The following is a 10,907-nucleotide window of genomic DNA, read 5'->3' on the forward strand; positions in this document are numbered from 1 at the left end:
ATAAAAGGGGGATACAAATGAAAAAGCTATTTGGACTTTTATGGGCACTGGCTCTTTTGCTGCTCATAGCGGCTTGCGGAGCTGACGAATCAGGCTCAGAAGGGGAAGATAGTGTTGAACCTGCTGAAGAAACCGGTGGAGATGCTGAACAGGCTGCCGGAGAAGGCGGTGGTGAAGGTGACCTTGAAATATTCAGCTGGTGGACCGGAGCTGGAGAAGAAGACGGTCTAAATGCGCTGATTGAACGTTTTGAAGAAGAACATCCGGATATTTCGGTGGAAAACGCAGCGGTTGCAGGCGGAGCTGGTACAAATGCAAAAGCAGTGCTGGCAACGCGGATGCAGGGTAATGATCCTCCTTCTACCTTCCAGGTGCATGGCGGGGAAGAACTGAACCAAAGCTGGGTAGCTGCAGATAAAATGGAACCGCTAAATGATTTTTATGAAGAAGAAGATTTGATGGATAAATTCCCAGAAGAACTGATTGACTTAGTCAGCCATGAAGGCAATATCTATTCTGTGCCGGTGAACATACACCGCGGGAACGTTATTTTTTATAATATGAGTGTATTGGAAGAGCACGGGCTGGAACCGCCGACTACCTTTGATGAGTTTTTTGAAGTAGCTGAAGAACTGGAAGCTGCCGGGGTTACGCCTTTAGCTTTAGGAGATAAAGAATCTTGGACGGCTACTCAAATTTTCGAAAATGTTTTACTTGGAACGCTTGGAGCGGAGGATTATCAAGCGCTTTGGAATGGAGATATCAGCTTTGACAACGAACGTGCAGCTCAAGCAGCTGATACCTTTGGGCAAATGCTTGAATATGTCAATGACGACCACGCTTCTAGAAACTGGCAGGATGCAGCGCAGCTCGTAGCAGAAGGAGAGGCAGCTATGATCAATATGGGGGACTGGGCAAAAGGATATTTTGTCAATGACCTCGATCTTGGAGTAAATGAAGACTTTGGCTATCTGCCATTCCCTGAAACAGATGGAAACTTCATGGTAATTACTGATACATTCGGCCTTCCAAAAGGAGTAGAAAATCCGGATGACGTGAAGAAATTCTTGTCCGTTCTTGCTTCGGTAGAAGGGCAGGATGACTTTAATACACTGAAAGGTTCTATTCCTGCACGAGTAGACGCTGATACATCGAAGTATGACGAGTATGGCACTGACACGATTGAAGACTTCCAGGAGTCTAACCTGACACCAAGTCTTGCGCATGGTTCTGCAGCATCAGAAGGATATCTCACAAAAGCAAATCAAGCTGTAAACATCTTTGTGACGCAAGGAGACACTGAGCGTTTGCTGGAATCTCTTGAAACAGCAAGAGTAGAAGAAGATTAATATACAGTCAGCATGTTGTGAGTGATATTTCATGCTGAGTTTCATGTTGGCAGGTCTGGCTCCTCATCATTACGGGCCAGGCCTCTCTCTATATTATCAAATTGAAACCATGTTGTTGAACAACCTCTTTACTAGGATGATCTCTATGGCGGTTAATGTAAAAAGAAGAAAAAAAATAAGTAGTGATCAGTGGACCGCAGTAGCCTTTTTAACTCCATCTGTTGTGCTGCTTGGCATCTTCATATACGGATTTATTGGTTGGACAGGATATGTATCCTTGAGTAATTGGAATACATTAACTCCGGATTTTTCATTTGCTGGTTTATCCAATTATTTATATTTATTTAGTGATTTTCGTTTTCAAGCAGATTTAAGAAACACCTTGTTTTTTACAATCTTTTTTATCGGTCTTGTCATTATCCTAGGTTTAGGTTTGGCCATTTTAATAGACCAGAAGCTAAAAGGGGAATCATTTTTTCGAAATATCTTTTTGTTCCCGATGGCTCTCTCATTCGTTGTTACTGGGGTAGTTTGGCAATGGCTGTTAAACCCTTCTACAGGTTTCAACCAATTTTTAGAAGTGTTTGGGATTCAGCCGCTTTGGTATACCGATACAAATATACTGGCAGGCTTTCAATGGGGAGCCATTCAATTTGGTGTTCCCGTTGCCATTATTGCGGTCGTAATTGCAGCAGTATGGCAGATGACTGGATTTTCCCTTGCCATGTATCTGGCTGGGCTGCGTGGTATTCCCGATGAGCTGAGAGAAGCAGCCAGAGTGGATGGAGCAACTGAACTTCAAGTGTACCGGAAAGTTGTTATTCCAATGCTTATGCCGATTACTGTCAGTGTAGTTATTATCATGGCGCATATTTCTCTTAAAATATTTGATCTCGTTTATGCGATGACAGGCTCAGGGGCTAATTTTGTCACGGACGTGCCCGGTGTCTATATGTTTGAAACGACTTTCCGCGGAAACTATTATGCGCAAGGGGCGGCAATTGCGATTATTATGTTAATTTTAGTAGCAGTCTTTATTGTTCCGTACCTTTGGTATAACAGAAAGGGGGAGAGCTGATGGCGTCATTAAAAGTAGAAAATCTGATAAAATACTTTATTTTAATTGTGCTTGCTGCTGTGTTTCTTTCTCCAGTTTATGTCATTTTAGTCACAAGTTTAAAGCCATTAGATGAAGTGTCATTGAATACGATGTGGACCCTGCCGTCAGCAATTGACTTTAGCAGCTACAGCCATGCGTTTTCAGAGCTTGCCCCCAATTTTATGAATAGTATATATCTTGTCGTTCCGGCGACACTTTTATCAGCTCTGCTTGGGGCTATGAACGGCTATGTACTGTCAAAATGGAAATTTAAAGGAGCAGACCTGCTTTTCACATTAATGCTGTTTGGTATGTTTATTCCATATCAAAGCATATTAATCCCGCTCATTCAATTTTTAAGAAGCATTGATTTATATAACTCGATTGCTGGCCTGGTTTTAACACACGTAGTGTATGGATTGCCGATTACAACGCTGATGTTTAGAAATTTCTATGCAAATATTCCAGATACAATGATTGAAGCAGCTAAGATTGATGGCGCCAGCTTTCTCGGTATTTTCCGGCGCATTATTCTGCCGCTGTCTGTTACCGGGTTTGTTGTGGTAGCCATCTGGCAGTTTACAAACATCTGGAACGAATTTTTATTTGCCGTTACGATCACGAACTCAAACAGCCAGCCGATCATGGTGGCCCTGCAAAATTTATCAGGAAGCCAGATTGTGCAGTGGAATGTGCAGATGGCAGGAGCATTGATTGCGGCTCTGCCCACGTTAATTGTTTATATCATTCTTGGAAAATATTTTGTAAGAGGTTTATTAGCAGGATCTGTGAAAGGATAATAGGGAATAAGCCGGTTCGGTCCGGAGCAGTCGAACCGGCTTTGCAATGGGAACATTTATTTCTTAAAAGTTTCATAGTGGACGAGCTCACTATGATCTGGCGGGGTTTTCGGACCTGGGTGATCAGCAGGGTAGCCCAGCCCTAAAATGGCAACGATTCGACGGTCATCAGGAATGGACAATGCTTTACGGACGAAACCCTCTCTTTTTTCTGATTCTTCTTGGTCTTGAGCGTGGTAAATCGCTCCAAATGCTGAACCTAGTCCGTTGTCAACAGCAGCCAGCCATATGAAGCTGCAAGCGATCGAAGCATCCTGAATCCAATATTTGCTTACACCGGGTCTGCCTGTTACGACAATGGCTGCTATAGCTTCTTTCAGCCATGGTACAAAAGGTGTAGATCCTTCTAAATGCTGCAACATATCTTTGTTTTGTACCACAATAAATTCACGGGAAGGCAGGTTATTGCCAGAGGGTGCAAGTACTGCAGCATCTACAAGTTCTTTCATTATTTTTTTTGGAATATCTTTGTTCTGGTAGCTCGTGATTTCGCGCCGGTTTCGAATAATATCTTGATAATCCATTCTAAACCGCCCTTTCTAATAGAAATTGGAAGTCACTACCATCATATCATATTATTTCTTTTCTACTATTTGAAAGATATCCCCGTTTTCAAAAAGCGCAATGACTTCATCAAGCCAGCTGTAATAGCGGATCGCTTTATGAAGTTTATTGATATCCTGTTTTGTCTGCTCTTTCACGGAAAGCTCATCTGTTTGCTCGTGAAGGTCTTCAAGCTCATCTAAGGCTTGTAAAGCAGCGTCATGGTTATTATCTGTTGCTTCTCTCCATCGATTAACAAATACAGAAGTAAATGACTTATACCAATCATCGTCTGTTTGATATAGATCTTTTCTTACTCCTTTTTCCCAAACTCTAGACAGCATAAAAGCATCCGTAAGCGCACGAACACCGGTGCTCATGCTTGTTTTACTCATTTCGAGTGCCTTGCTCATACTATCTAACGTCATTGGTTTATCAGAAAACAACACGGTTCCATATAACCTTCCATTTGTCTCTGAAATAACCGTATAATCCCATGTTCTGTGCCATCACCGAGATAAAATCGTGTCTCGTGTTCTGAAGCTTTTCCCAATCTTTTAATGTCTTTTTACTAATGTCGTCCATTTCTTTTAGAACCTCCTTTCCCAGTTTTTTCTATTCATTGTTAAAAAGTTTAACAGAATAGAAGAATACGGCAAAAATGAAAGAATAGTATGAATTATGTCGAAAAAAGCAGACATTACTAGATATAAGCAAATAAAGTTCATACAGTTTATACTTTACGATTCAAACAAACTGTATTGACGATAAATAAGGTTTGCTACTTTTTCCCTACTCCCGTATAGTTGAAAAAGTGATTTACAGAACGCACAAATGATTAAAGAGGTGTATAAGGGTGGCCAAATTAAGAGTAGATGGCCTGACGAAGGTTTTTGGGAAAAAGCCGAAAAAGGCATTAGAACTTCTCAAACAAAATAAACGCAAAGACGACATTTTAAAAGAAACCGGAAATACGGTTGGGGTAAACCGAGCTTCCTTTTCCGTGGAAGATGGAGAAATTTTTGTCATCATGGGGCTTTCCGGAAGCGGGAAATCAACACTCGTTCGGTTATTAAACCGTTTGATTAACCCGACAGCCGGCAGTGTCTGGGTGGACGGAAAAGATTTATCTGCCATGGATGATAAAACACTTCGCGAAACCCGCCGGAAGAAAATGAGCATGGTTTTCCAAAAGTTCGGGTTGTTTCCTTTCCGAACCGTGCTGAGCAATGTAGAATACGGACTCGAGATTCAAGGGGAAGGAAAAGAAGATAGAAGAAAAAAGGCCTTAAATGCACTGGAGCTGGTTGGATTAAACGGCTATGAAAATATGTATCCAGACGAACTTTCCGGGGGAATGCAGCAGCGTGTGGGGCTGGCTAGAGCACTCGCGAATGATCCGGATATTTTATTAATGGACGAAGCCTTTTCCGCACTTGATCCGCTTATCCGAAAAGATATGCAGGACGAACTGCTCGATCTGCAAACGAAAATGAAAAAGACGATCGTGTTTATTACACACGATTTGGATGAAGCGCTTCGGATTGGAGACCGGATTACGATCATGAAAGACGGTGCTATTGTTCAAATAGGTACACCTGAAGAAATCCTCACCAATCCGGAAAATGAATATGTAGAAAAATTCGTAGAAGATGTAGACCGCTCTAAGGTGTTCACGGTAGAAAATGTTATGTCACGGGCAGAGTCTGTCAATGTGGATAAAGAAGGTCCGCGGGTGGCGCTGCAAAGAATGAGAGATGCTAGAATATCCAGTATTTATGTTACTAATAGAGAAAGAAAGCTGTTAGGAATTGTTCATGCAGATGAAGTCTCCCGTCTTGTAAAAGAAGGAAAAGATAATCTCGAAGAAATCATTCAGACAGACGTTCCTGTTGCAGCAAAAGATACAGTGCTTAGAGATATTATGAATTTACTTACTTATACCAATGTACCGGTAGCTGTTGTAGAAGAAGAAAAATTAAAAGGCGTTGTCGTTCGTGGCACAGTCATAGCGGCACTGTCCGGAAGTGAGGTGGAGCACAATGGACTTCCTTCCTAGACTCCCGTTAGCAGATTGGATCGATGCATTTGTCGATTGGTTAAAAAATGGAGATTTCTTATTTGATTCATTAACTGGATTAATTAAAGCTGTTATCGAAGGATTAGAAGCAACGATCGGTTTTTTACCATCCTGGATATTAATTATTTTACTGACAGCTTTAACGTTTTGGTTTGCCGGCCGTAAAACAGGCCTTACCATATTCATTTTTCTCGGCTTGTTTCTCATCGACAATATGGGTTATTGGGAAGACATGGTATTAACCCTGGCGATTGTTATATCGGCTTCTTTAATTTCCGTTGTAGTCGGGGTGCCATTTGGTATTTGGATGGCGAAAAATGACATAGTAGAAGACATTATAAAACCAGTGCTGGATTTTATGCAGACGATGCCGGCCTTTGTTTACTTAATCCCAGCAGTTGCATTCTTTGGGATTGGAGAAGTGCCAGGGGTGGTGGCTTCTGTAATATTTGCCATGCCGCCGACTATTCGTTTGACGAATTTGGGGATTCGTCAAGTGTCCACCGAAGCAATCGAAGCCGCAGATGCATTTGGTTCCACACCATCGCAGAAACTGTTTAAAGTTCAGCTGCCGATGGCTAAAGTCACCATCATGGCTGGTATTAACCAAACCATTATGCTTGCTTTATCGATGGTCGTTATCGCTTCGATGATCGGAGCAGGCGGACTTGGGACAGCGGTTTATTATGCCGTTGGCCGTAACGATGCAGGCGGAGGCTTTGAAGCAGGCTTTGCCATCGTTATTCTCGCCATTATTCTTGATCGCCTAACACAAAGCTTAAGCAAAGACAAATAGGGGTGTTTACCTCTTGTTCTTTAATGAATGAGAGTAAACATAAATATAATTTTTTATAAGGAGTGGGTCAATGATGATGAAGACATGGAAAAGAGTAGGTATAGCTGCAGGGCTTTCCTTGTCTCTTGTTCTTGCAGCATGCGGAGCAGAGGAAGATGAAGATACCACAGAAGAGGCATCAGAAGAAACAGAAGAAAACGTTGCGGATGAAGGCAGTGAAGACGAAGCAGCAGGCAATGTAGGAGAAGAAGTAGATTACACGATCACGGGCATTGACGCTGGTGCTGGTGTTATGGCTGCAGCAGAGCAAGCTTTGGAAGATTATGAATTAGAAGACTGGAGCGTACAGCCAAGTTCTTCAGCTGCTATGACAAGTGCTTTAGATGATGCGATCGCAAACGAAGAGCCTATTATCGTTACCGGCTGGAACCCGCATTGGAAGTTTGCTGTTCATGATTTGAAATATTTTGAAGATCCTGAAGGTTCCTTTGGGGAAGCAGAAGATATTCATACTCTCGTAAGAAACGGCTTAGAAGAAGATATGCCGGAAGCTTACCAGGTTCTTGATAACTTCCATTGGGAAGGCGAGGACATGGAAGAAGTAATGCTTGAGGTTAATGAAGGAACCGAACCAGAAGAGGCTGCCCGTACTTGGGTAGACGATAATGAAGACATGGTTTCCGAATGGACAGACGGTGTCGAAGAAGTAGACGGTGAACAAATCACACTTGCATTTGTAGCGTGGGATTCCGAAATTGCTTCTACAAATGTGGTGGCCACGGTATTGTCTGATCTCGGGTATGAAGTAGAGACAAACTCTATGGAAGCACCTATCATGTTTGGTGCGGTTGCTGAAAATGAAGCAGATGCAATGGTAGCTGCTTGGCTCCCGGCAACACATGAACAATATTATAACGATTATGAAGGAGAATTCGAAGACCTTGGTGCAAACCTTGAAGGCGCGAAAATCGGTCTGGTTGTACCGGAATATGTAGAAGCTGATTCCATCGAAGATCTTCAACAATAATCTTTCGTAGGATAGGCCGCTCCAAATCTGGGGCGGTCTTTTTCTATTTTTAGGGAATATGGAGGAATGGGGAGGCATGAGCCCGGATCGTACAAGAGTGTCTTGGAATCCGAAGAGGGAGGTAGCTGTTGCTTAAATCCATTTGAAAGAAGAACAAGAGAAGTACGGTAACCAAGAAGGGGTCTTGAAGCCTAAGAAAGGATAATCCATACGCAAATGGTCACTAAGAAGGATCCTTGAAGCCCGTTGGTTACCTCAAATGAAAAGAACGGGCATCAAGAAGGCTTCTTGAACTCCGTTTTCCCGCCTGAAGCGGAGAAATGGGACTTTCACCCATAAAAAGGAGAAGGCCCATTATTTTCGATGGGACCTTCCTCCATAAAAAGAACATTATCCGCCGCTTACTGGCGGAATCAAAGCAACCGTATCTCCGTCTTCAAGCACTTCCGATCCATCAGCATAGTCTTCGTTTACCGCTGCCATCGTATGATCAAGAGAAGGCAGGCCATGCTCTTTTTCCAGCCATTGCTTTAATTGATCTACGGTTAATCCAGCTTTTTCTATTTCCAAACTGTTCTTTCCGGTTTCTTCTTGCAGCCGGGCAAAAAACAACACTTTAATCATTGCTTGCTCCTTTCGGGGGTTTTCCTTCCGGATAGGGGGTGTTTTCCAGCTGATCACCGATCCAGGCTGAGCCATCATCCCAATGTTCTTTTTTCCATATGGGCACGATTTCCTTGATACGCTCAATAATATATTCATTGGATTCATATGCGGTTTTGCGGTGAGGCGAGGATACGGCGATCACGACAGCTGCATCTGATATTTCTAGTGTTCCGGTTCGGTGAGTGATTGCACTCATCGCATCCGGCCATTTTTCTTGTACTTCTTTATCAATTTTGGCAAGCATTTTTTCCGCCATATTCTTATAAGCCTGGTATTCTAGCCGAATCGTACGTTTACCATGTGTAAATTCACGGACGGTGCCGATAAATATAGTAATCGCTCCGCATTCACGGCGCGTGACTTTCTGAATGACATCCTCTGTTGAAATAGGGTGATCCGTCACCTTAAAGCGTTTATCTTCACTCATCTTGTTTTCTCACCTTTTGAAAAATGTATTCCAAATATTTCTCATCGTCTTGTAAAAGGAAATGCGGCACCGAAACCGGTATTTTCATCGTTTCGTGCGAAATAATACAAAACACATTGGTCGTCTGTTCTAAAAGCCACGCATCCTTCTGGTCGCGCAAAAGCACCACTTTTGGGTAGGCTGCATGTTTATATCCTTCTACAAATATCAAATCAGGATGAAAATACTGGTACAGATCAATAATATCCTCTAATGCCCATGTCTCCTTAGAAGCTTGCAGCTGCAGCAAACCGCTGCCTTCAACGGAGGAAAGAAACGCGCCGGCACGTTTGTGGCGGGAACTGTCTTTAGCTACTGTCTCATCGGATGGGCGGCCGCCGTGTCCATGATGCTTAATGGAGGCGGTTTGAAGACCAAGGGAGCTGCTTTTAGCAATAAGCTTTTCCATTAACGTTGTTTTTCCGCTGTTTTGATAGCCGATTATCTGTAGGATGGGACAATGTTGGCCCACGGCCATTCACTTCCTTGTTCATCATCGAGCATTAAAATATCAACGGCCATTCCTTTTTCGTAGCCTCTTGTTCCTCCAGGAAGGACGATAAAAGCAGAGGCCTCCGCAAGAGACGTAACAGAACCTGATTTATCTAAACCGGCAGGTACGGCTTGATACTGCCCGTCTTCATCATAAAGCTTAGCCCGGACAAAGCGTGTGAACGGATTAGGTTTTGGAAAGTCTGCGCCTAACACAGCTTTTGATTTACGCAGATGAGGTTTATTAGTAAACAAAGAATGCCGGATGATCGGGCGGACAAATAATTCAAAACCTACATAGCAGGCAGAAGGATTACCGGATAAACCATAAATCAGTTTATGATCAAGAGCGGCTACCGTTGTTACACTGCCAGGCCGCATTCCTACTTTATTAAATAGCACAGATGCACCAAGCTCTTCTAAAATAGCAGGAACGTAATCATAATCACCGACAGATACACCGCCTGTAGTGATTAACAAATCTACTTCGGAAAGAGCATCCTGGACTGCTCGGAGACAGTCATCAAAATCATCGCTGAATTTTCCGAAATACTTCGCTTCCGCCCCTGCTTTTTCAATTTGCGCCATCATCATATAAGCATTGCTGTTGCGGATTTTCCCCGGTTCTAGCGGTTCATGTACTTCTAAAAGCTCGCTTCCGGTGGCAATCACTCCAATTACCGGTTTTTTTGCCACAGGTACTTCATGGTACCCAAATGTAGCAAGCAGGGCAGAGATCCCGGGGGTAATGAAGTTTCCTTGTTCGATGAGGGAGGTGCCTGCTTTCGTGTCTTCACCTTGAAAAGAAATATTGTCTCCTTCATTGAAGGGGCGTTTGATTTCGATATAGTTTCTGCCATTTTCCTGCTTCTCTTTCACGAGCTCCAGCATAACTACAGCATTGCAGCTGTCAGGAATCTGTGCTCCGGTCATAATTCGCACGGCCTGGCCAGAGCGTACTTCGTTTTCAAATACAGAACCTGCACCGATTTTACCGATGACTTCCAGCACAACCGGTGTTTCCTGGTTTGCTTCGGTAGTATCAGAGGCGATAATTGCAAAACCATCATAAGGAGAGCGGTCAAAAGAAGGCACATCATGATCCGCTTTTAAATCTTCTGCCAAATAACGTCCATGGGCTTTCTCTAGCGCCACCCATTCTTTTTTCTGGTTCTGCGTATGGTTCATCACTTGTTCTACAGCTTCGGCAACAGGAAGCGGGGTTCGTTTTTCTACCATTATCTCTACTCCTTTTCTTTTGCGATAAAGCGGTGGTATAAATCTTTGGCTTTGTTTATTTCTTTTGTTCCGTGGACAAGCACCCGGCCGTCCTGAAAAACGGCGAGCCGGCAGTCGCTCAAATTGCAAATGAGAAGATAGCTGTTTTTTCGTACGTTGCCGTATTCACTAAGCTCGCTCTCCAGGTTGTTAAAATCATACTCTTGTTTTTCAGAGGGACGAATTTGGACGGTGTTTCGTCCGCATAAAACTTCAAGCTTTGTGTCCTGTTCGTTCACTAAGTACGGGTA

13 protein-coding genes and 1 pseudogene are annotated in these 10,907 nt (G+C 43.2%); 6 read left to right on the forward strand and 8 right to left on the reverse strand.

The genetic code is table 11. The annotated features are described in order from the left end of the window. Positions 1-17 precede the first annotated feature (17 nt). The 3 genes from ACE1TI_RS01440 (at position 18) to ACE1TI_RS01450 (ending at position 3,248) form a co-directional block, all read left to right on the forward strand. Positions 18-1,349, forward strand: a complete 1,332-nt coding sequence (locus ACE1TI_RS01440; protein ID WP_375005781.1) for an ABC transporter substrate-binding protein — start codon at positions 18-20, stop codon at positions 1,347-1,349. A gap of 145 nt (positions 1,350-1,494) precedes the next feature. After that, entirely contained in the window at positions 1,495-2,427 is a 933-nt protein-coding gene (locus ACE1TI_RS01445; protein ID WP_375005782.1) for a carbohydrate ABC transporter permease, read from the forward strand. Continuing rightward, complete coding sequence (locus ACE1TI_RS01450; protein WP_375005783.1) at positions 2,427-3,248, forward strand: carbohydrate ABC transporter permease; 822 nt, start codon at positions 2,427-2,429, stop codon at positions 3,246-3,248. Before ACE1TI_RS01445 ends, ACE1TI_RS01450 begins: the two co-directional genes overlap by 1 nt. 56 nt (positions 3,249-3,304) lie before the next feature. Here the strand turns inward: ACE1TI_RS01450 and ACE1TI_RS01455 are convergent, their stop codons facing one another. Genes ACE1TI_RS01455 through ACE1TI_RS01465 form a run of 3 tightly spaced genes read right to left on the reverse strand, consistent with a single transcriptional unit; the run spans position 3,305 to position 4,436 of the window. After that, positions 3,305-3,832: a nitroreductase family protein gene (locus ACE1TI_RS01455; RefSeq protein WP_375005784.1), complete on the reverse strand. Its 528-nt coding sequence runs from the start codon at positions 3,830-3,832 to the stop codon at positions 3,305-3,307. Positions 3,833-3,883: 51 nt separating this feature from the next. Then, on the reverse strand, positions 3,884-4,246 hold the full coding sequence (locus tag ACE1TI_RS01460) for a GbsR/MarR family transcriptional regulator (protein ID WP_375005785.1): 363 nt from the start codon (positions 4,244-4,246) through the stop codon (positions 3,884-3,886). Positions 4,247-4,286: 40 nt separating this feature from the next. Beyond that, positions 4,287-4,436, reverse strand: a complete 150-nt coding sequence (locus ACE1TI_RS01465) for a hypothetical protein (protein WP_375005786.1) — start codon at positions 4,434-4,436, stop codon at positions 4,287-4,289. A 271-nt stretch (positions 4,437-4,707) separates the two neighbouring features. On the opposite strand from ACE1TI_RS01465, the gene ACE1TI_RS01470 reads away from it, so the two are divergent. The 3 genes from ACE1TI_RS01470 to ACE1TI_RS01480 all read left to right on the forward strand — a co-directional run bounded on the left by ACE1TI_RS01470 (position 4,708) and on the right by ACE1TI_RS01480 (position 7,754). After that, positions 4,708-5,910 (forward strand): quaternary amine ABC transporter ATP-binding protein, encoded by a 1,203-nt coding sequence (locus ACE1TI_RS01470; protein ID WP_375005787.1) that lies wholly within the window; start codon positions 4,708-4,710, stop codon positions 5,908-5,910. Continuing rightward, a complete protein-coding gene (locus ACE1TI_RS01475) occupies positions 5,894-6,727 on the forward strand; it encodes an ABC transporter permease (RefSeq protein ID WP_375005788.1) in 834 nt (277 codons plus the stop codon). The genes ACE1TI_RS01470 and ACE1TI_RS01475 overlap by 17 nt, the downstream gene beginning before the upstream one ends. 73 nt (positions 6,728-6,800) lie before the next feature. Continuing rightward, a complete protein-coding gene (locus ACE1TI_RS01480; protein ID WP_375005789.1) occupies positions 6,801-7,754 on the forward strand; it encodes a glycine betaine ABC transporter substrate-binding protein in 954 nt (317 codons plus the stop codon). A 390-nt stretch (positions 7,755-8,144) separates the two neighbouring features. On the opposite strand, the gene moaD is transcribed toward ACE1TI_RS01480, so the two are convergent. The 5 genes and pseudogenes from moaD to ACE1TI_RS01505 form a co-directional block, all read right to left on the reverse strand. Further along, the gene (gene moaD, locus ACE1TI_RS01485; protein WP_375005790.1) at positions 8,145-8,378 is read right to left on the reverse strand and encodes a molybdopterin converting factor subunit 1; all 234 of its coding nucleotides are present in this window, start codon (positions 8,376-8,378) and stop codon (positions 8,145-8,147) included. Further along, a complete protein-coding gene (locus ACE1TI_RS01490; protein WP_375005791.1) occupies positions 8,371-8,847 on the reverse strand; it encodes a molybdenum cofactor biosynthesis protein MoaE in 477 nt (158 codons plus the stop codon). Before ACE1TI_RS01490 ends, moaD begins: the two co-directional genes overlap by 8 nt. Then, entirely contained in the window at positions 8,840-9,364 is a 525-nt protein-coding gene (gene mobB / locus ACE1TI_RS01495; RefSeq protein WP_375005792.1) for a molybdopterin-guanine dinucleotide biosynthesis protein B, read from the reverse strand. Before mobB ends, ACE1TI_RS01490 begins: the two co-directional genes overlap by 8 nt. Beyond that, complete coding sequence (locus ACE1TI_RS01500) at positions 9,328-10,617, reverse strand: molybdopterin molybdotransferase MoeA (RefSeq protein WP_375005793.1); 1,290 nt, start codon at positions 10,615-10,617, stop codon at positions 9,328-9,330. Before ACE1TI_RS01500 ends, mobB begins: the two co-directional genes overlap by 37 nt. A gap of 5 nt (positions 10,618-10,622) precedes the next feature. Further along, positions 10,623-10,907: pseudogene (locus ACE1TI_RS01505) on the reverse strand (thiamine biosynthesis protein MoeB); the annotation flags it as partial.

Origin of the sequence: Alteribacillus sp. JSM 102045, from assembly GCF_041949975.1 — a bacterium.
GTDB lineage: Bacteria > Bacillota > Bacilli > Bacillales > Marinococcaceae > Alteribacillus.

Excerpts from the sequence above, each read along its gene's own strand:
- ACE1TI_RS01440 (WP_375005781.1), top strand. The coding sequence starts at position 18 with ATGAAAAAGCTATTTGGACTTTTATGGGCACTGGCTCTTTTGCTGCTC.
- ACE1TI_RS01445 (WP_375005782.1), top strand. The coding sequence starts at position 1,495 with ATGGCGGTTAATGTAAAAAGAAGAAAAAAAATAAGTAGTGATCAGTGG.
- ACE1TI_RS01450 (WP_375005783.1), top strand. The coding sequence starts at position 2,427 with ATGGCGTCATTAAAAGTAGAAAATCTGATAAAATACTTTATTTTAATT.
- ACE1TI_RS01455 (WP_375005784.1), bottom strand. The coding sequence starts at position 3,832 with ATGGATTATCAAGATATTATTCGAAACCGGCGCGAAATCACGAGCTAC.
- ACE1TI_RS01460 (WP_375005785.1), bottom strand. The coding sequence starts at position 4,246 with ATGAGTAAAACAAGCATGAGCACCGGTGTTCGTGCGCTTACGGATGCT.
- ACE1TI_RS01465 (WP_375005786.1), bottom strand. The coding sequence starts at position 4,436 with ATGGACGACATTAGTAAAAAGACATTAAAAGATTGGGAAAAGCTTCAG.
- ACE1TI_RS01475 (WP_375005788.1), top strand. The coding sequence starts at position 5,894 with ATGGACTTCCTTCCTAGACTCCCGTTAGCAGATTGGATCGATGCATTT.
- ACE1TI_RS01480 (WP_375005789.1), top strand. The coding sequence starts at position 6,801 with ATGATGAAGACATGGAAAAGAGTAGGTATAGCTGCAGGGCTTTCCTTG.
- moaD (WP_375005790.1), bottom strand. The coding sequence starts at position 8,378 with ATGATTAAAGTGTTGTTTTTTGCCCGGCTGCAAGAAGAAACCGGAAAG.
- ACE1TI_RS01490 (WP_375005791.1), bottom strand. The coding sequence starts at position 8,847 with ATGAGTGAAGATAAACGCTTTAAGGTGACGGATCACCCTATTTCAACA.
- mobB (WP_375005792.1), bottom strand. The coding sequence starts at position 9,364 with ATGGCCGTGGGCCAACATTGTCCCATCCTACAGATAATCGGCTATCAA.
- ACE1TI_RS01500 (WP_375005793.1), bottom strand. The coding sequence starts at position 10,617 with ATGGTAGAAAAACGAACCCCGCTTCCTGTTGCCGAAGCTGTAGAACAA.